This window comes from Gilliamella sp. ESL0250 (assembly GCF_013345045.1).
Classification (GTDB): domain Bacteria; phylum Pseudomonadota; class Gammaproteobacteria; order Enterobacterales; family Orbaceae; genus Gilliamella; species Gilliamella apicola_H.
The window spans coordinates 151506-172094 of sequence record NZ_JAAEDV010000003.1 but is presented as its reverse complement, the minus strand read 5'-3'; the positions used below and the strand labels follow the sequence as shown (position 1 = coordinate 172094).

The window sequence follows — 20589 nt, the reverse complement described above, 5'->3', positions numbered from 1 at the left end:
CTATCGTCATAATACTGTTAAGCATTTTTTTTAACATTGGTTCAAAAAATGGGTGATAGCTTATATAACTCACAGGGTGTAATAAACCAAATCGACTGGAAACAATATATTCATTTGGTTCGTAATGAAGCTTTAAAATTAGCCGTGCGTTTACCCACAGCAGTTGAGTTTGATGATTTGTTACAAGTTGGCTACATCGGTTTATTAGACACAATCAAACGTTTTGACATTTCTCAAGGTAATACTTTTGCTACTTTTGCTATACCAAGAATAAAAGGTGCAATGCTTGATGAACTACGCAGCCGTGATTGGTTACCAAGACAAACGCGTAAAAAAATCAAAGATGTCACTACCGCAATGAATGAGTTAGAACAAAAACTAGGTACAGCACCTAACGATTATCAAATTGCCCAATATTTAAAATTATCTATTCATGAATACCGTAAAATTTTATTAGATTCAAATAGTAGCCAAATATGCTCATATGATGAAATCTATAAAAACTTGGGAGATAACATTGATGCCATTATTGAATATGAAGAAGATAATAATCCTTTTTCAGCAATAATTGATGAAGAAATTCGCGATATCGTTATTCAACAAATTGAAAATTTGCCAGAAAAAGAAAAACTTGTTTTATCACTTTATTACCAAGAAGATCTCAATTTAAAAGAGATTGGTAAAGTCATGGATATTAGTGAATCAAGAGTAAGCCAATTACATAGCCAAGCAATAAAGCGAATACGAAGTAAAATTATTTTTTAGAAATAATAAAAAAGTTAAATAAACCGTAATCAATCGAAAATAAATTGAAATAATTTTTTTATTGACCTTTCGCGTTTAAAAATGTAACTTTACGCACATAAAAAAATATTTAACTTTAATTTTACTGATTGCTCGTTTTTTTGTGCGAACAATATATATATATAGATTGGTGGCTAAATTGGGAAATGTACTAGATGACGATATTCTTAAATGTATACATCATTTAAATCTGTCAACACTGCTGTTAAGCCAGCGAATGCTTGAAAAAGATAAAGTTATGGCAATGTATCGATTGGGTATTGATGAAGAAACGGCCGATATTCTGAGTTGTTTAAGTACCTCGCAAATGTTGGTTTTATCAGAAACCAATCAATTGACATTTCAGCTACGATTCGAAAATGCAGAAATGATGAAAAAACTCACAGAAGAATCACGCGTTGGCGATATCAAACAGATGCATACAGGCATTCTTTTATCAAGTTTGCTATTAGATTCAATCAATAAATAGCTAAGGAATCAAGATGTCAGGTACAAGTATTATTCAAAAACATGAGGAAACCCAACTTGCTATCAAATTAATTTCCCTTGGCGGAAGAATTCAAATGCTAGAAAGTGAAACTAATTTAAGCAGGAATAAACTTATAAAACTTTATAAAGAGATTCAAGGTTGCCCGCCACCTAAAGGTTTATTGCCTTTTTCAACCTCGTGGTTTATGACATGGGAACCGAATATCCATGCCAGTATTTTTTATAACGCTTACTCTTTTTTAGTTAAAAATGGCTTGAAGTCTTGCATTCAAACTATTTTAAAAGCCTATCAACTCTATTTAGAACAATGCCAAGTTTCACATAAAGATGAACCTGTTTTAGGGTTAACCAGAGCTTGGATCTTAGTCAAATTTGTCGAAAAAAATATCATGCAACAATCATATTGTACAGCATGTGGTGGGCTTTTTATTACGCACGCTTATCACCCACAAAACACGTTTACTTGCAGTTTATGCCAACCACCGTCAAGAGCGGATAAAAATAATAAAACACTAAAAGAAAATAACGAAAAATGCCTAAAAGTGTTATCAACGTTAAGCAATTTTAATTCACCCGTTGTCACACGCATAACTGCGTAAATAAAAAATTAGAAATATTTCAGCAAGTTTACTGTTATTTCATGGAGAAAGAAGAAAGTCAATGCTAATCATTATAGGGTATATTGTCGTTATCGCCTCGGCGCTACTTGGTTATGTACTAAGCGGGGGCTATTTAGCCGTACTATTTCAACCACTTGAATTGTTGATTATTGGTGGCGCTGCGATTGGCGCTTTTATTGTCAGTAATGAACAAAAAACAATAAAAGCAACGCTTAAATCTTTAGGGCAACTATTTAAAACATCTAAATATAATAAAAACTTATATCTAACACTGATTAATTTAATGTATAGCATTTTGACGAAGATTCGGCAAAATGGGGGGCTATCCATTGAAGCCGATATTGATAATCCACATGAAAGTGACTTATTTAAGCAGTACCCGCTTATTTTAAATAACCCTAGAATCTGCGATTTTATTACTGATTACTTACGACTGATGATTAGTGGCAATATGGATGTATTTGAAATCGAAACACTAATGAGTGAAGAAATTGAAACATTTGTCCATGAACTTGAAAAGCCTGTAGATGCCATTTCAGGTATTGGTGATGGCTTACCAGCATTTGGGATTGTTGCAGCTGTAATGGGCGTAATTAATACACTTGCACAAGCAGATAGACCAGCAAGTGAACTTGGTGAACTTATTGCCCATGCTATGGTCGGAACTTTTTTAGGTATCTTACTTGCCTATGGCTTTGTTTCACCATTAGCGTCTTTATTGAAGCAAAGAAACGCCGATATGGTCAAAATATTAGAGTGCACAAAAGTGATTCTTATCGCCAGTATGCATGATTATGCTCCGCAAATTTGTATTGAATTTGGCCGAAAAACGCTCTTCTCGCACGAAAGACCGTCATTCTTTGAATTAGAACAGTACATACAAGAAGTTAAAGATAAAAATACGAATTCAAATAGCGAATAATGAAAGATAAATCTATAAGAGTAATTGTCAAAAAAAAATCGGGGCATGGTGGTGGGCATCATGGTGGCTCGTGGAAAATCGCTTACGCCGACTTTATGACTGCGATGATGGCACTATTTTTAGTCATGTGGTTAATTTCGACATCGACACCTCAAGAGTTGAAAGGCATTGCTGAGTACTTTAGAACTCCCTTAATTCTTGGCTACAATGGTGGTAAAAACATTAGTGATAGTGAAAGCCCCATTCCTGGTGGCGGTGATGATGTTAGCAAACAACTTGGCGAAGAAAAAAGTCATGTTTTAAATTCATCAAAAGATGAATTCGAAAAACAACAACTTGAAAGATTACAAATGATTGAGGCAGCACGTAAGATTTATGAAACTTTCGAAATTGATGACCGCCTTAAAAAACTAGCACCTAATCTTATTATTGAATTAACGGAAATGGGGTTACGGATTCAAATTTTAGCCTCCGATGATAAACCCATGTTCGATGTTGGTAGCACAACGATTGATCCCAATATGCAAGAAATTTTGCATACATTAGCGCCAATTATCAATTCATTACCCAATAAAATCACATTGTCAGGCCATACGGATGAACGCCAATATACAACGGGCGATCGAGGATATAGTAATTGGGAATTATCTGCCGATAGAGCCAATGCATCAAGGAGAGAGCTCATTGCTGGCGGATTAGATTCAAGTAAGATTATTCGTATTATTGCATTAGCTGACACCGTTAGTCTAAATAATGCTAACTATAGTAAAGATGCGAATCGCCGGATTAGTATTTTAATTTTGAATAAAACCGCACAACAGTATATTGAAGAAGAAAATAACATGACCGGCATCAATTTTTTAAGGCAATCACAACAAATTAAATCTGAATAAACAATTAAATAACATGGCTTATAAAGAGACGTTATATCATTTTTGAGGACTCAAATTAAAAAATTTTCCCAATTGTCACAAAAATTATTAAAGTTTTCAAAAATGAAGACGATATAAAAATAACTTACTTTTTTAATTGATGTTATTAACTAAAACTATATTGAGGGGTTTTTATGGCAAATTCATTAATGAACACAGGTATTAGTGGATTAAATGCAGCACAAAATATGCTTAATGTAATTAGCAATAATATCAGCAATGCGCATACAACAGGTTACAATCGTCAACAGCAAATTCTACGCCAAGCCAATGGAACTCAACATAGTTTTGGCTTTGTGGGCAATGGCGTTTGTGTATCTTCCGTTAATCGTGCCTTTAACCATTTTGTTGTTGGTCAACTACGCCAATCACAATCACAAAATGGTTCTATTAAATCTTATTACGGTGAGTTATCCAAAGTCGATAATTTATTAGCAGAAAATGATAATAGTATTTCATCACAACTTAACAATCTTTTTGCGAGTTTAAATAAACTTGCTGCAAATGCGGGTGATGCCTCAACCAAACAAACCGTCATTAGTGATCTCACTTCGTTAACAAATCAATTTAATAAAACAGAAACAAATTTAAAAAATCAAATTGCCAATATAAATAACGAATTAAGCAGTAATGTTGAGAAGGTAAATACTTATACTCAACAAATTGCTGAACTGAATCAAAAAATCTCACAACTACAGTCAGCAGGTAATGGACTTGTACCTAATGCATTACTAGACCAACGCGATCAATTGGTTAATGAATTAAGCGAAATCATTGGCATTACCGTTACTGAGCAAAATGGACAATATAATCTTTCACTGGCAAATGGTTTAAATTTAGTTCAAGGTTCTTCGATTAACTTATTATCGGTACAACCTTCAGCAGACGATCCTTCATTAAATACCATTATTTATACGCATCATTCAGGTGCAACACAAGAACTTACCAGCCAAAATATTACATCAGGCTCATTGAATGGATTATTAACCTTTCGTGAAGGACCACTAACCGAAGCGCGCAATCAATTAGGGTTAATTGCGCTAAATTTAGCTGAGCGTTTTAATGAAGTGCATATGTCTGGTGTTGATATTAATGGTAATCAGGGTGAAAAGTTATTTGATTACAATCATCCTAGTTGTATCACAAATACGAAAAACCAAGGCAACGCTTCGGCTAAAATCGAGTTTAACGCTGTGACTGAAGTAAAAGCTTCTGATTATAAAATTGAATTTAATGGTAACAATTGGGTTGTCACACGATTATCAGATCGTCAGCAAATCACTCCACAAATCGAAGATGGTAAACTAATTTTTGACGGGCTGGCTATCGAAATAAACGGTAATGCCGTTAGTGGGGACTCGTTTATCATCAAACCTGTTGCTGATATTGCCTCGTCATTACAATTGCAAGTAAAAGATGTGAATAAATTAGCAACGGGTATTAATGATGAAGAAAATGGTGCTGGCGATAATCGTAACGTAGCTAAGTTATTATCAATCCAACATGAAAAACTTGTTAATGGCACAACAACGTTAAAAAGTGCTTACACCAGTTTAGTTAGCTACATTGGTAGTGAGACTCAAACGGCCAAAATTTCGGCTCAATCAAGCAAAAATATTACCCAACAAATTTATGAACAAAATCAATCAATATCCGGCGTGAATATTGAAGAAGAATATATCTCTATGCAGGTCTATATGCAGTATTACCAAGCTAATGCAAAAGTGATTGATGCAGCCACAACACTATTTGATACCATTTTAGGTTTAACTAAATGATAAAAGGATAAAAAATGCGCCTTAGCACAAACTCACTCTATCAAAAAAACTTGCAAGGTATTTTAAATACCAATAGCAAATGGCAAAAATCAGGGTTACATTTAGCGACTGGCAAAAAGATTTTATCGCCTTCTGATGATCCAATGGGCGCATCACAATCATTAATAATAAAACAAGCACAAGCACAAAACGAACAATTTCAAGCGACACGCGAAAGTGCCGATAAACTACTGAGCCGCCAAGATACTATCTTAGCGGAGGCCAATACCGTTATCCAAACCATTCAAGAAACATTGGTCTATGCCTCAAATGAAACCTTAAATGAAGAAAATCGACTCGATCTTGCTAATAAATTACAAGGTTTAAAAGATCAACTTTTATCATTAGCCAACGCAAAAGATACTAACGGTAACTATCTTTTTGCAGGTAAGAAAAACGATACACCCCCTTTTGTTATGAACGAATCTGGCGAAGTGAGTTACGTTGGCAGCACAACATCGGTAAATGTTTTGATTGATGACTCGCGCGAAGTTTCACTGAGTTTTACCGGCATTCAAGTATTTATGACAGGCTCAAATGTTAAAGAATCTGATGGTTCACCAGCAGAAAGTAACATTTTTGCCAGTATTGATTATGCGATTGAAGCGTTAAAAATAGATCTAGATTACGATAACGAAGATACCGTTGCACAATTTAGAGCGGGATTATCAAAAGCTCGTCACGGCATAGACAATTCTTTTAATAATATTTCAACACTCAGAGCAGAGGGTGGTTCTGTATTGTCTGAAATTGATAGGTTATTAGCACTTGGTAAAACATTAGATATTGAATATCAAACTCAAATCAGTCAGCTTGAAGATGTTGATTGGTACGAAGCAATTTCTGAATATGTGATGCTACAAGCTAATTTGCAAGCTGCACAATATACCTTTATGACGATGCAAAATATGTCACTGTTTCAAATGAAATAAAATTTTGTAACCTAATTTTACTTAAGCAATGTTATTTTTACCCTAAGTCGTGAATCGACTCAAACTATTCATCCTATCCAAAGGAGGCTTATCCCTCCTTTTTTATTTTTGCTAAAAAGTTTCAAAAAACAATGCCATTATGCAATATAAGCCATCAATTTAAGTGTATCCCCCCCCTAAAACACCACAAAAAAAATCAATAAATCAACACCATTTCTGAACAATTTTTTATTACTTTTCTCTGATTGAATCCATAGTTGCTTGTTTTAAAATCAATTTTTAGAATATTTTTGCTAAGAAAATCAAATCCTATCAGGCATATTAATGACTACTGAGCTAAATACAATAAAAAGCTCTATAGAATTTGGTGAATTTTGATTACAGTTTGGTCGTGCGGTGTTTAAATAGGAATATATTTTGCGTGGTATTTAATATCTAGTCATCCTATCATCAATTAAACGCAATTTGCCTAAACCCTGATACCATTGTTGGTTGATGATTTTGGGCAATTTTTTCGATACGACCAATGATTTGAATCAGTTTGTCACTATAATTTGGATCGGTTGCATAATTTGCAGCTTGTAATTCTTTGGCGGCTGTTCTGGCATCAGGTGCATTAACTACAGCACGATAGCGTGGATTTTTGGTTAATAAATTGAGATAGTCGGTTAACGCATGTTGTTTACTATTATAGACTCTAAAATTATCAGCAATTTTCATCATTTTGTTATTAATAAATTCCTGCGTAGTTGAACGAGCACAATCCCCATGCCATGATGCATTCGCTTTAATACCAAAATAATTATGGCTTACTTGATTATTAGCGGTTTTGATCTGCTTTTGTCCCCACCCTGTTTCTAATGCGGCTTGAGCAATAATCACTTCATAAGGAATACCTGAATGTTTAGCTGCCTGCTTGGCTGGCTCTAACCAGTCTTTTACAAATTTAACGATATGCTCATCTTTACCTTCGTTTATCGGTTTTTTTAACGATAATTGATTAGTTGGATTGGTTTGATTTGTGGTCTGATTTGCTTTATGGTTTTGATAAAGCATTTGCCCCAAAGCTTGAGGCGATAAATTAGAGGGTGCATTACTAAATAAAGACTGAGCTAAATGAAGATTTTGCTCAGTTTTATTTGAATTAGCCTGTGATGAATTAGCTTGTGAGTTAATATTAATTGATGGTGAAACCTTATTAGTTAACTGCTTAGTGAGCATCTGCGCTAATCCAAATCCTTTACCCGCTGCCTGCTGTGCAATTTGTTGATCAAACATTGAAGCAAATAGCTGTGAAGCAGACTGACCAAATAAACCGCTTTCAGGTACAGCCTTACGCATTGATTGCATCATCATATTAATAAATAATGATTCAAATTCCTTAGCCACTTGTTTAACGCTTTCAGATGAACCATTCGCTGCACTGCGCTTTAGTTGGTTAAGACCCGATAAATCATAGGCAAAACGGTTGAATGATTGACCAATTTTAGTATTCATAAGCAATATTCTTTAAATAGTTTCAAGCGTTGCATGCAAACAACCAGCTGATTTTAGTGCCTCAAGAATCGACATTAATTCGGTTGGATTTGCGCCTAATAAGTTCAGAGAGTTAATAACATGTTTTAAATCAGCCCCTGCGGCTAAATTATGTAACGCACCACCCTCTTGCTCAATACTTAGTTGCGTATCTGGCGTCACCACTGTTGCACCACCAGCAAGCGGTGTATTAGGTTGATTGACATTTAATTTATTATTCACCACAACAGATAAATTACCATGCGCTACAGAGCAATTATCGAGCTGCACTTTTTGATTCATGACAACAACGCCTGTTCGCGTATTAATAACTACTTTGGCAGAAATAGGTGTGCTACCTATTTCTAAATTTTGTATTTTAGATAAAAACTGTACGCGTGCTTGGCTTTCTTTTGGCATTTTTAAGGAAACCGTTGTGCCATCCAAGGCTACTGCACTATTTTTTTCTAATTTATTAATCGCATCCGAGATTTTTAAAGCACGAGTAAAGTCAAATTGGTTAAGATGCAAATGGATAATATCTGGTTCATCTAAACGAGTAGCTAACTCACGTTCAATCGTTGCGCCATTCGGAATGGTTGCACCCGCTGTTTGATTAACACTGACGCTACTTCCTTTACTACTCGCGCCCATTCCACCTACAAAAAGATTGCCTTGAGCAACAGCGTAAACTTGATTATCGACACCTTTTAGTGGTGTCATGATTAATGTGCCACCACGCAAACTTTTTGCATTACCTAGCGAAGACACAACGACATCAAGTTGTTGCCCTACACGCGAATAAGAGGGTAATTTAGCGGTTACCATTACTGCTGCAACATTTTTTAATTGCATATTACTGCCTGATGGTACAGTGATACCTAATTGCGATAACATATTGGTAATACTTTGAATAGTAAACGGTGTTTGTGAGGTTTGATCGCCGGTGCCATCCAGCCCAACAACAATACCATAACCAACTAAAGCATTGTCTCTTACCCCTTGAATGGTGACTAAATCGCGGATACGTTCAGCATGTCCATTAGGTATAACCAATATCATCATAAAGATAAAGCCAAAAAATCGGCGCAATTTTCTTATCATAATCAGACTCGTTAAAATGGTGAAAGATTTAAAAATAGGCGTTGTAACCAGCCCATTGTTTGTGCTTCGTCAATATACCCATTACCGACATATTCAATGCGAGCGTCAGCAACTTGTGTTGAAATAACGGTATTATTACCGCTTATTGTTCTTGGGTTTACCACACCTGAAAAGCGGATAAATTCGGTGCCTTGATTAATCGCAATCTGTTTTTCTCCAATCACTTTTAAATTACCATTAATCATGACATCTTGAACGGTAACTGTGATAGTACCACTAAACGTGTTTTTAGCATTAGCACCACCCGTACCTTTAAAATCATTGCCACCCGCAATATCTGTTTCAGCTTTGCCCCTGCCAACTAACCCATCGAGAAACGTAGGTAATTTTTTTATACCTAAATTCACCGACCCATTACGCCCTGCATTCACAGATGAGCTTTTGCTGGCACTAACGTTTTCTTGTAAAACAATGGTTAATACATCACCAATATTACGCGGACGGCGATCTTCAAACATGGGTTGATACCCAAAACTGCTTGGCTGAGCGGCTTGATAAATAGAACCGCTGGTATTTACAATTGTTGGCATTTGCGGAACAATGCTCGTTTCACCTTCAACTAAAGCTTGTTTGGGTAATTGCGCACAACTAAACAAAAAGAAGGCAATTGGAATATAAAAATATCTCAATACACTTATCATATTGTCAATTTTAAAGTTGATTTAACCGTTGTAGCATTTGATCAGATGTTGAAATCGCCTTGCTATTAATTTCGTAAGCACGTTGTACTTGAATCATATTCACCAGTTCTTCAGCAACATTGACATTAGACGTTTCGGTATAGCCTTGATATAGCAATCCTGCACCATTTAATCCAGGTGTGTTTTCGGTCGGTGTGCCTGAACTTTCGGTTTCTAAATAAAGGTTTTCGCCCATGCTTTCCAGACCTGCATCGTTAATAAAAGTATGTAAAGTGAGTTGACCAACTTGAACTTGTGTTGATTGATTCGCTAATGTCACATTCACTACACCATCACGCGCGACTGTCATTTTGATTGCATTGGATGGAATAGTAATGACTGGTTGAATTTCATATCCCGCCGCAGTCACTAATTGACCATTTTGATTGACTTGAAAAGCGCCGCTGCGTGTATAAGCTTGAGTACCATCGGGCAATAAAACTTGGAAAAAACCTTGCCCGTTAATGGCAATATCACTGCTGTTATCTGTTGCCTCTAAATTGCCTTGGCTATGAATTCGCTCTGTTGCAACAGGACGAACACCAGTACCAATTTGTAAGCCTGACGGTAATGTCGTTTGCTCAGAAGACTGGGCGCCTGGTTGACGAACCGTTTGATACAATAAATCTTCAAATACCGCTCTTTGTCTTTTAAACCCACTGGTACTCACATTCGCTAAATTATTTGAAATGATATCCATATTCATTTGTTGTGCGGTTAAGCCCGTTTTGGCAATCCATAATGATTTAATCATAGTCTTTCCTACTTAATATATTGATAAATTTAAGTCAGCGACAAAATTTGGTTAGCTTTTTGTGCATTTTCATCTGCCGTTACAATTTCTTTCATCTGCATTTCAAACTGGCGAGCATGGCTAATTAAATCCACCATAGCAGTGACAGGATTTACATTACTCCCTTCTAATACACCTGACATCAGTTTTGCTTTAGGGTTATCTGGCATGACAGCACCACGTTCATTACGTGCTTGGTCTGTTAGTTGAAAAAAACCACTATCACCACGGACAATCTCGTTACGCTCAAGATGCACTTTTTTTATTTTACCCACTTGGGCAATGGTAGTTGGTTTATTGCCAGCACCCAATGCAGAAAGTGTTCCATCGCTACTAATACTGATTTTTGATCGTTGAGGCACAGTCAAAACACCACTATCACCAATTAATGGATAGCCTTGTATGTTAAGCGTACCATTTTCGTCAATTTGGATAGCACCATTACGCGTGTAAGCTTCGCTACCATCCGCTAATTGCACCGCCAACCAGTGATCTTCTGCCAAAGCAACATCCAAATTTCTACCCGTGTAGTTAAATGCACCCATGGTTGAGTCAAAAGTAGGCGTTGTTGCTGTTACCATAGTCCGTGTCGGCATATTCTTGGTTCCCACAATAGGAACCGCTTTCATTGCCGTTAGCTGGGCACGAAACCCTGCGGTGGAGACATTAGCTAGGTTATTAGTCGTCACTGACTGCCGGTTTAACGTCTGACTTGCTGCCGACATCGCTGTATAAATAACACGATCCATAAATAACCTTTAAATTAGCGCAAATTAACTAAAGTATTTAGAATTTGGTCCTGCGTTTTAATAGTTTGCGAATTAGATTGGTAATTGCGCTGAGCAACAATCATATTCACTAACTCTTGGCTCATATCAACATTTGAAGATTCAAGTGCACCACTGGCTAATGCCCCAAATGTACCGGAATTTGCCACACCCAATACTTCTGTGCCAGACTTAATTGTCGAACGCCAATTATTATTCCCTGCCGATTCTAGACCGTTAACATTGGCAAAATCAGCCATGGCAATTTGACCTAATAACATCGTTTGTTGGTTAGAATAAACGCCATAAATAGAACCATCATCATTAATGCTATAACCCACTAAATTACCCGGTGCATAACCATTAACAATTGGCGTTTTAATACTACCTACTTCTTTACCCATATTTTGCTGAGAGCTATTGGCTAATGATAAAGTAAAGGTATTGTCAGCAGATCCATTTAAGCCATTAATATTAATGGTCATTTCAGGATCACTAATTAATTTACCGGAAGAATCAAACTCCATTTGCCCCACTTTTTGTAAACTTGCATTAGGGTCACTGCTATCAAGATAATGAACATCCCATTGATTATCACCCGTTTTGACATAAAAGAGCTGAATATTACGTTGATTACCAAGCGAGTCATAAGTGGTAATGGTCGTAGAATAATTAAATGTATCTGCATCAAGGGCATTGACCGGTTGTTTGGCAGGAACTTTACTATTGGCATTTAAGTTTGTTTGCAAAGAAGCCTTGGTTGTCGCTGATGCATTTAACATTTCTTGCGAAATTTTTAATGGACCCGGTGCTGCACCTTGCTGCACTTGAGGTGGTGTTCCAGTTGCAAGATAACCAGTCAGATAAAGACCATCAGCAGAAATAATATTTCGCTCAGCATCTAATTGAAATTGCCCGTTACGAGTATAGAAAGCTTGCCCATTACTATCCACTAAACGAAAAAACCCATTACCTGAGATAGCAACATCTAGACTATTGTTTGTGGTTGTTGCTGTTCCATCATTAAAATTTTGCATAACCGCAGCCACTTTGACCCCCATACCAACTTTTGAGCCGGCATAGATATCAGCAAATGAAATACTGGCGCTTTTAAAGCCAACCGTTGCTGAGTTGGCAATATTATTACCAATCACATCTAACTGCTTTGATGCGGCATTCATGCCACTCACTGCTTGAGAAAATCCCATCTGAACTTATCCCCTTTAAAGAATTTGACGCACTTCGTCAATACTAATTGAACCGAGTATTCCTAAATCGAGTAATACTTTATTATTAACTTTACTATTAATAACACCATAGACCACTGAATAAGCTAATGATGTTGATGATACTTTCTGCCCGTCTGAAGTTGCATTGACTGAAAAGGTATAACTACCGTCAGGTGCAATCGAGCCATCATTTAGTATGCCATCCCAAGTAAAAGAGCTCACACCAGCTGGGATGGCACCTAAATCAACTTCTCGCACCACATTACCATTTGCATCTTGAATAGTGATAATCACTGAATCTGCATCTCGCACTAACTCAAAGCCAAATGGTGTGGTAACCGTTTCTTTCTCTGCATCTGATCGTTCTAGTTCAGAGGTAGCAACTAAAATTTTATTGCCAGGCACCATGACCCCCTTACCAATCATGTTGCTAGCATTCACCGATAAACTGTCATCGATCTGACCTGAAACCATTCCCAATGTCGTATTTAGTCTTTCTATACCTGCTAAGGTGTTAATTTGTGCCAGTTGTGATGTTAATTGGCTATTGTCCATTGGATTGGTCGGATCTTGGTTTTTCATTTGAGCAATAAGTAGTGCTAAAAAATTATCTTGCAGCTCCCTACTTGAATTACCATCTGATGAACTTTTTTGAATCGTTTGCGGATTTTTTACGCCTGATGATTCTGAAACAGCAACATTAGTCACTCCCATAAGTCACTCCTTATTACTGGCCTAATGTCAGTGTTTTTAGCATTAAACTTTTTGCCGTATTAATCACTTCGACATTTGCTTGATAACTACGTGATGCTGAAATGGTATTAACCATTTCGGCAACCATATCGACATTCGGTTTTTGAATATAACCTTTAGCATCGGCCAGTGGATGATTGGGTTCATAAACTAAATTCATTGGCGCGGGATCTTCAATTACCTGCGACACTTTAACGCCCGCAATTGAATTGGTTTGACCATTATCATCTACTTGAAAAATAACTTGCTTGGCTCGATAAGCTTCTCCAGAAGTACTTGTTACGCTATCGGCATTGGCTAAATTACTGGCACTGACATTCATGCGTTGGGTTTGCGCCATTAATGCTGACCCCGAAATGGCAAAAATAGAAAAACTCATCCTTATTATCCTTTCTGTAATACCGACATTATATTTTTAAATTGCTCACCTAAAAACGTTAAATTGCTTTGGTAATGTATGCTATTGTCAATAAACGCAGTACGCTCTTGATCCATTTCTACTGTATTACCATCAGCCGACGCTTGGTAAGGAATACGATAAAGTACATTTTGATTAGGTATATTTGACGCTTTTACCTGAATATGATGATTTGAGGTAATATTGAGTCCAACGTGATTAATATTACTCTGATTATTAAGCGCCTTGCTTAACTCAGCATTAAAATCAATATCTCGAGCCTGATAGTTAGGCGTATCGCTGTTTGCAATATTTGCAGCTAATATATTTTGTCGCATTTCACGTATATTTAATGCCTGTTGGTGAAAATTAACCCATGCATCCAATTTATCAAACATAAAATCATCTCACTTTTTTTGATAATGAGGATTTTAAGCGAATAAAAAAAAAGTCATTGAGCAAATAACGATAAAAATTGCCCTTATTTCAAGATTTGTTTCATACAATCATAAAGTACAATCCGTTTATGCATAATTTGAAACAAACAAATATGATTAAAATTGTAAAATTGATACTCGCTATTTTTATACTATTTAGCTGGCATCCTGTTTTGGCAAGTGCTCTTGATAAGCAGATTCTTAATTTAATCTCTCAACAATTTAGTTATAAAGTAGATGATATTTCGATTACTTACCTGACAACTAAACCACACTTGAGTTGCGATACTCCAACTCTTTCGTTATTGAATAAAAAAAATCGGTGGGGCAACATGACCATTGGTGCGCAATGCGATAATAAAAAAAAATTTATCCAGATTAATGTTGCTGTAATGGGTAACTATATTGTCGCTAAGCAAGCAATAAATGCAGGTACTGTCATCAGCAAAGATCACATACGTACACAATCAGGTTGGTTAGATAAGCTACCTTCCGCTGTCATTTTAAATGAAGCTGACGCACTTAATCATATAGCTTTACGAAAAATTAATCTCGATGAACCAATAAAAACCACAATGCTGCAAAAAAATTGGCTAGTAAAAGCGGGACAAATAATCAAAGTGATAATTAATGGTGAGGGTTATATGATAGAAACTAACGGTAAAACACTTAGCAATGCTGTATTAAATGATAAGATTAGAGTAAAACTAAATACTAACCATATTGTTGAAGGCTCATTGACTCACCAAGGAGTCATCATTTTTAATAAATAATATTAATGATTTTTTGATTATTGCCGATAATAGAACTAAACAAATCACTTAAATCGCCAATTTGATTAAAGGTATTTTATGAGTATTGATGCAACAAAATCCGTGACAACCATATCAGGACTACTTAACCGTGATGTAGTCAATGAACAACAAAAAAACCAAACAGCATCTGTACCAACAAAAAACAGTACTAATGCAAGTGCTACTGTGAGTATCACTCAAAACTCAATGAATCTGTTGCATGCAACCGATAAAGATATTGATATAGATAAAATTAATAAAATAAAACAAGCTATTACCAACGGCACATTGGTTATTGATACCCATAAAATTGCAGATAAATTACTTAAACAATTACTGTAAAATAGTTAAAATAAGTCAGAATTACAGGGATATATAAATGTTAAAACTCGATGACATCCTAAACCAAATAACCAAAATGTTACATACACTCTCAGAAATTCTACAAACAGAGCAACAAATTTTGATTGATAATAGTTCAACAAATCAGTTAAATGAAATTATTAATAAAAAAAGCCAGTTACTGATTCAATTAAAGTTACTGGATGAAAAACGCGTAACGTTAAATAAGCAACTAGATATTCAACCACCCTATAGCGAAAACCCAACAATCGCAGCGCATTGGCTATCTATCACAGACACAACAAAATTATTAGCCAATATAAATCGCGATAATGGCGTGATCATCCAAAAGCGGATGAATATAACCGAGCAATCAATTAACTATCTTAAAGGCATCAACAGTCCTGTTGTTTATACCCATAATGGCTATCAACAAGCCGATATTATCTCGTCAGAACGAGCCAAAGTTTAAAGGAGAGTTGATATTTGTTAATGGTAAACGCGATAAATACCGCCAAAAATGCCCTCTTATTAAGCCAATAATTCATGAGTAATTAGTTCATACTGTTAGCAGGTAAACTCTAATTAAACGATGAAGTTTTATTTGGTTCCATCATGGCTGACGATAATGATCTAGATAAAAGCGAACATCCCACCGATAGCAAAATAAAAAAAGCTAGGGAAAAGGGGCAGATCCCTCGATCTCGCGAATTAACTTCGTTGATAATCTTATTAATAGGCATCTCTTTATTTGGATTAATGGGTTCACATTTAGTTAACCAATTAATCATAATCATAAAAACAGCGATGACGTTTTCGTATAAAACAGGCAATGATAAGTTGATCGTTTTCAATTTAGTTAATTTGTTAACCCATGGCTTTTGGTCAATTGTGCCAATTTTTTTCGGTTTAGTTATAGTTGCCATATTCGCACCACTTTGTGTGGGAGGATTACTATTTAGCCTGCAATCAATTAAACCCAATTTTAAAAAATTAAATCCTATCGAGGGCTTTGGCAGATTATTTAGTACTAAAATTTTTTCTGAGTTACTAAAAAGTATACTTAAAGTTATTTTAATTTCTATCGCATCAACATGGTTTTTAATGCACCATTTTTATGACCTGCTTGCGTTACCCCATATGTATTTAAATAATGCATTAGCTAAAGCAATACAGTTAGTGATCCTTTGCGCAATACTAAGCGTTATATCATTAATACCCATGGTGGGGTTTGATATTTTTTATCAAATATGGAGCAATTTGAAAAAACTGAAAATGTCAAAACAAGAAATTAAAGATGAGTTTAAAGAGCAAGAGGGAAATCCACAAATTAAAGGACGTATTCGCCAAATGCAACAAGCTATTGCCAGACGTCGAATGATGAAAGATGTGCCAAAAGCAAATGTCATTGTAACCAATCCAACCCATTATGCCGTTGCCTTACAATATGATGAAAAAACCATGATTGCCCCCAAATTACTGGCAAAAGGAACAGATAACATTGCGCTACGCATTAGAGAAATTGCCAGTGAATATAATATACCTCTATTAGAAGCACCGCCTTTAGCTCGAGCTTTATATCGTCATGGTGAAATAGGTGAAACGATTCCAACAGAGCTATATACCGCTGTTGCTCAAATTTTAGCTTGGGTATATCAATTAAAACATTGGCATAAATATGGTGGCAATAAACCAACCGTACCTAATAATTTACCCATTCCAGAGTCATTATCTGTAAATCAATAAAGGCAATTACTCATTTTATGATTAAATCTAAACTACATACTTTATTATCACTTAATACGTTAAAAAATGGCCATTATCAAATTTTAGCTGGCCCAATGCTCATCTTACTGATTCTTTCAATGATGGTATTACCCCTCCCTGCCTTTATTTTGGATCTATTTTTTACGTTTAATATTGCTTTATCAATTATTATCCTGATAGTGGCATTATTCACTAAACGAGTGCTCGATTTTGCAGCATTTCCGACCGTTTTATTATTTGCAACTTTATTAAGATTATCATTAAACGTTGCCTCTACACGAGTCGTTTTATTAAAAGGACACACCGGCAGCGCTGCGGCTGGACGGGTAATTGAAGCTTTTGGACACTTTTTAGTTGGCGGTAATTTTGCTATTGGTATCGTCGTATTTATCATTTTGGTTATCATCAACTTTATGGTCATCACTAAGGGGGCAGGTAGAATAGCCGAAGTGGGAGCTCGCTTTGCATTAGATGGCATGCCAGGAAAACAAATGGCCATTGACGCCGACCTCAATGCCGGCTTAATTGGTGAAGATGAAGCCAAAGCACGCCGAGCCGAAGTTTCTCAAGAAGCGGATTTTTATGGTTCGATGGATGGTGCTAGTAAATTTGTACGTGGTGATGCAATTGCCGGATTATTAATCATGGCCATTACCATTGTTGGCGGATTGCTCGTTGGGGTTGTACAACATGATATGGCGCTATCTGATGCAGGTAAAACCTATGTGTTACTGACCATTGGTGATGGCTTGGTTGCGCAAATACCGTCACTGATTATTTCAACGGCTGCGGGAGTTATCGTTACGCGAGTGACATCGCAAGATAATATTAGTAATCAAATGATTACTCAGCTTTTTAATAATCCGCAAGTATTAATTTTAACCGCTGTCGTAATTGGTTTACTTGGGCTAATTCCGGGCATGCCAAATTTAGTTTTTTTACTTTTTACTGCCATTTTATCCATTCTCTCTTGGTGGCTAACTAAACAGAAAAAAACAGAACAGGCAGCCACGCCCAAACAAGCTAATGTGCAAGCAACCACGCCGGCCAATATTGAAGCAACATGGTCTGATGTCAATATTGAAGATATATTAGCAATGGAAGTGGGTTATGGATTAATTCCAATGGTCGATCAAACTCAAAACGGTGAGTTGTTAGGGCGGATCCGTAGTTTACGTAAAAAATTTGCGCAAACACTGGGATTTTTACCTCCTCAGGTGCATATAAGAGATAATCTCTCGTTAGCGCCTTATCAATATAAAATATTTATCAAAGGTGGCGAAATCGGCAAAGGCGAAATTGTGAATAATAAATGGTTAGCCATTAATCCCGGTAATGTGACAGAAACCATTGAGGGCATTGCAACAACCGAGCCGGCTTTTGGGCTACCTGCCATATGGATAGATGAAAACGATAAAGAAAATGCGCAAATATTAGGATATACCGTTGTAGATACCAGTACGATGATCGCAACACACTTCAACCATTTATTACAACAATTCGCAAGCGACTTATTAGGACGCTTAGAAACCCAAGAACTGCTCGACAGAATAAAACAGGATATTCCAAAATTAGTAGAAGACTTTATTCCAGGCGTTGTGACATTAACCACCTTTCATAAAATACTGCAAAATTTAATCGCCGAAAAAGTGTCAATTCGAGATATGCGAACTATTATTGAAACAATCTGTGAACATGCGCCAACTCAAAATGATGCTTATCAGCTACTTAGTATGGTAAGAATAGCTTTAGGTAGAGTTATTACACAACAATGGTTCCCAGGCTCTGATCCAATTAATGTCATAGGATTAAATATCAATTTAGAACGTTTGTTATTACAAGCGCTACAAAATACCAGCAATTTTGAACCGGGACTTGCCGAACACATTATTGAACAGATCAAACAAGCTATTAATCAACAAGATGCCATCGGCGCACCACCGGTATTATTAGTAAATCATGCATTAAGACCGATGTTATCGCAATTTTTAAGGTCTAACTTTCCTCAATTAGCGGTGCTATCGAATTTAGAAATCGCCGATAATCGAGAGATAAAAATGACTTCGCAAATTGGGGCTGAATAGTGATCTTATTATGCTAATAATGCGTAGTAATTATTTCCGTTATTTACAGTAATTTAAGACACTACGATAATAAATATCCATAAAAAAGCAAACTAACGCCATATCACAGACAAGGGATATGGCGCTGCTATCATAAACAAAACTAACCGTCACTGATTTAGCTAAACGTTGTATGGTCAGTTGTTCGACCATTTTATAACGTGCTAAAGAAAGCCCGATTAAAGCTGCTCGTTCCCTTTAACCAGTGCAAATATTATAAGGCCATCCGTTATGGAATTAAACGTTTAGCTAAAGTTGAACTATTTACTTTTTTAGATTATATTTTTGTAAAAAATATTCAGGATTCTATACCGTTTCAAGATTAAAAAAGCCGAAAAGAGCGATACACACTTTAATTGAAATCTAGCATAATCAACAAATATTCAAAAAAAAGAAAACAAAAGTTTAAGCGATTTATTCACTTTTATAATACGGTTAAACCACATTGAAAGGGTTATATTGTGACACTTAATGATTATTGAAATTACAACAATGATGCCATTTAAATCTGAACAATTTTTAAACTACCTATACGGCATTGAAGCGATTTCTGTTCTCATGCCGTCATATAATACTTTTCTAAACTGCCTATACGGCATTGAAGTAGAATTTTATCTCAATAGTTCCTTATTGTAAAAGAGCATATTGCACTTTACCCAATTTTTACCCTTTTTTTGAGTCTATTTTAATATCAATAATAATCAATATATTAAAATCACCCTCAAAAAAAGGGTTAGAAATCTAAAAATCGGGGACTGTTGCGGTTTGGCTTAGTCCATAGCTATTAAATGTGCCTTGTACTGGCTCTGGGCATTTTTCTTGTTTTATCCACAAAATAAATTTTTGCCCTGTACTTTTACTATTCAAATGAAGGTGTGGATATTGCAAATGAACGCTTCCCCACTTTTCAATCATTTTATTTTTTACTTCAGGCGTCCATTTACCTTGTGCTGTTAATCGTTTTTCGGCACGCCTTAATGCACTCTGACCTTTAGGGTTAACACGGCTAAAACGTAAATAGCCTTTTATCGTCGTCGGTACTGTAGTGATAGGCATCAATAAAGCATAATCGCTAATTGATGATTTTTGCTGTATATCTGCTTTAAGATTTTGCAGTTCCTGCTCGGAGCCCAATAGGCGTATCACTCCGCCTAATGTTCGGTGCACATGGTAACAAGGAAAGCTAATTGCGATATTTCCTTGGTGATTGACCAAAATTTGGTGTAGTGATTGCATCACTTGATTCATCACATCCACTTCGGTTATCTCAATTTGCGAAATCGCTCGCAACTCTAAATAATGTGAGTGCATC

At 36.0% G+C, this 20589-nt stretch carries 22 protein-coding genes; 12 read left to right on the top strand and 10 right to left on the bottom strand.

Annotation, left to right across the window (positions count from 1 at the left end):
* The first annotated feature begins 48 nt into the window (after window positions 1-48).
* From GYY69_RS03940 to flgL, 7 genes are all read left to right on the top strand, one after another.
* On the top strand, window positions 49-765 hold the full coding sequence (locus tag GYY69_RS03940) for an RNA polymerase sigma factor FliA (protein WP_174796520.1): 717 nt from the start codon (window positions 49-51) through the stop codon (window positions 763-765).
* 178 nt (window positions 766-943) lie between these two features.
* The gene (flhD, locus tag GYY69_RS03935; protein WP_174796519.1) at window positions 944-1273 is read left to right on the top strand and encodes a flagellar transcriptional regulator FlhD; all 330 of its coding nucleotides are present in this window, start codon (window positions 944-946) and stop codon (window positions 1271-1273) included.
* 13 nt (window positions 1274-1286) lie between these two features.
* Window positions 1287-1892 carry a flagellar transcriptional regulator FlhC gene (gene flhC / locus GYY69_RS03930; RefSeq protein WP_174796518.1) on the top strand — a complete coding sequence of 202 codons (606 nt, stop codon included), beginning with the start codon at window positions 1287-1289 and terminating at the stop codon, window positions 1890-1892.
* Window positions 1893-1953: 61 nt separating this feature from the next.
* A complete protein-coding gene (gene motA, locus GYY69_RS03925; RefSeq protein ID WP_174796517.1) occupies window positions 1954-2835 on the top strand; it encodes a flagellar motor stator protein MotA in 882 nt (293 codons plus the stop codon).
* The gene (motB, locus tag GYY69_RS03920; protein ID WP_065637731.1) at window positions 2835-3728 is read left to right on the top strand and encodes a flagellar motor protein MotB; all 894 of its coding nucleotides are present in this window, start codon (window positions 2835-2837) and stop codon (window positions 3726-3728) included. The genes motA and motB overlap by 1 nt, the downstream gene beginning before the upstream one ends.
* Window positions 3729-3901: 173 nt before the next feature.
* Entirely contained in the window at window positions 3902-5545 is a 1644-nt protein-coding gene (gene flgK / locus GYY69_RS03915) for a flagellar hook-associated protein FlgK (protein WP_174796516.1), read from the top strand.
* Window positions 5546-5559: 14 nt separating this feature from the next.
* Window positions 5560-6516, top strand: a complete 957-nt coding sequence (gene flgL, locus GYY69_RS03910; RefSeq protein WP_174796515.1) for a flagellar hook-associated protein FlgL — start codon at window positions 5560-5562, stop codon at window positions 6514-6516.
* 450 nt (window positions 6517-6966) lie between these two features.
* Here flgL and flgJ read toward each other — a convergent pair whose 3' ends face one another.
* The 9 genes from flgJ to flgB are packed head-to-tail and all read right to left on the bottom strand — an operon-like array spanning window position 6967 to window position 14212.
* Window positions 6967-8013 (bottom strand): flagellar assembly peptidoglycan hydrolase FlgJ, encoded by a 1047-nt coding sequence (gene flgJ / locus GYY69_RS03905; RefSeq protein ID WP_174796514.1) that lies wholly within the window; start codon window positions 8011-8013, stop codon window positions 6967-6969.
* 12 nt (window positions 8014-8025) lie between these two features.
* Window positions 8026-9096: a flagellar basal body P-ring protein FlgI gene (locus tag GYY69_RS03900; protein WP_238786515.1), complete on the bottom strand. Its 1071-nt coding sequence runs from the start codon at window positions 9094-9096 to the stop codon at window positions 8026-8028.
* 50 nt (window positions 9097-9146) lie between these two features.
* On the bottom strand, window positions 9147-9836 hold the full coding sequence (locus GYY69_RS03895) for a flagellar basal body L-ring protein FlgH (RefSeq protein WP_174796512.1): 690 nt from the start codon (window positions 9834-9836) through the stop codon (window positions 9147-9149).
* Between the two features lie 10 nt (window positions 9837-9846).
* Entirely contained in the window at window positions 9847-10629 is a 783-nt protein-coding gene (gene flgG / locus GYY69_RS03890) for a flagellar basal-body rod protein FlgG (protein WP_174796511.1), read from the bottom strand.
* A gap of 29 nt (window positions 10630-10658) precedes the next feature.
* Complete coding sequence (locus GYY69_RS03885; protein ID WP_174796510.1) at window positions 10659-11417, bottom strand: flagellar basal body rod protein FlgF; 759 nt, start codon at window positions 11415-11417, stop codon at window positions 10659-10661.
* Between the two features lie 14 nt (window positions 11418-11431).
* Entirely contained in the window at window positions 11432-12643 is a 1212-nt protein-coding gene (flgE, locus tag GYY69_RS03880; protein ID WP_174796509.1) for a flagellar hook protein FlgE, read from the bottom strand.
* Window positions 12644-12658: 15 nt separating this feature from the next.
* Window positions 12659-13378 (bottom strand): flagellar hook assembly protein FlgD, encoded by a 720-nt coding sequence (locus tag GYY69_RS03875; RefSeq protein WP_174796508.1) that lies wholly within the window; start codon window positions 13376-13378, stop codon window positions 12659-12661.
* A 13-nt stretch (window positions 13379-13391) separates the two neighbouring features.
* Window positions 13392-13796, bottom strand: a complete 405-nt coding sequence (gene flgC / locus GYY69_RS03870; protein ID WP_174796507.1) for a flagellar basal body rod protein FlgC — start codon at window positions 13794-13796, stop codon at window positions 13392-13394.
* 5 nt (window positions 13797-13801) lie between these two features.
* The gene (gene flgB, locus GYY69_RS03865; RefSeq protein ID WP_174796506.1) at window positions 13802-14212 is read right to left on the bottom strand and encodes a flagellar basal body rod protein FlgB; all 411 of its coding nucleotides are present in this window, start codon (window positions 14210-14212) and stop codon (window positions 13802-13804) included.
* A 152-nt stretch (window positions 14213-14364) separates the two neighbouring features.
* On the opposite strand from flgB, the gene flgA reads away from it, so the two are divergent.
* The 5 genes from flgA (at window position 14365) to flhA (ending at window position 19238) form a co-directional block, all read left to right on the top strand.
* Entirely contained in the window at window positions 14365-15024 is a 660-nt protein-coding gene (gene flgA / locus GYY69_RS03860; RefSeq protein ID WP_174796505.1) for a flagellar basal body P-ring formation chaperone FlgA, read from the top strand.
* A gap of 78 nt (window positions 15025-15102) precedes the next feature.
* A complete protein-coding gene (gene flgM / locus GYY69_RS03855; RefSeq protein WP_174796504.1) occupies window positions 15103-15387 on the top strand; it encodes a flagellar biosynthesis anti-sigma factor FlgM in 285 nt (94 codons plus the stop codon).
* Window positions 15388-15424: 37 nt separating this feature from the next.
* Entirely contained in the window at window positions 15425-15859 is a 435-nt protein-coding gene (locus GYY69_RS03850; protein ID WP_174796503.1) for a flagella synthesis protein FlgN, read from the top strand.
* Between the two features lie 143 nt (window positions 15860-16002).
* Window positions 16003-17133 carry a flagellar biosynthesis protein FlhB gene (gene flhB / locus GYY69_RS03845; RefSeq protein WP_174796502.1) on the top strand — a complete coding sequence of 377 codons (1131 nt, stop codon included), beginning with the start codon at window positions 16003-16005 and terminating at the stop codon, window positions 17131-17133.
* Between the two features lie 17 nt (window positions 17134-17150).
* Window positions 17151-19238 (top strand): flagellar biosynthesis protein FlhA, encoded by a 2088-nt coding sequence (gene flhA / locus GYY69_RS03840; protein ID WP_174796501.1) that lies wholly within the window; start codon window positions 17151-17153, stop codon window positions 19236-19238.
* A gap of 780 nt (window positions 19239-20018) precedes the next feature.
* Here the strand turns inward: flhA and cas6f are convergent.
* The gene (cas6f, locus tag GYY69_RS03835; protein ID WP_174796500.1) at window positions 20019-20588 is read right to left on the bottom strand and encodes a type I-F CRISPR-associated endoribonuclease Cas6/Csy4; all 570 of its coding nucleotides are present in this window, start codon (window positions 20586-20588) and stop codon (window positions 20019-20021) included.
* Between the last annotated feature and the right edge of the window lies 1 nt (window position 20589).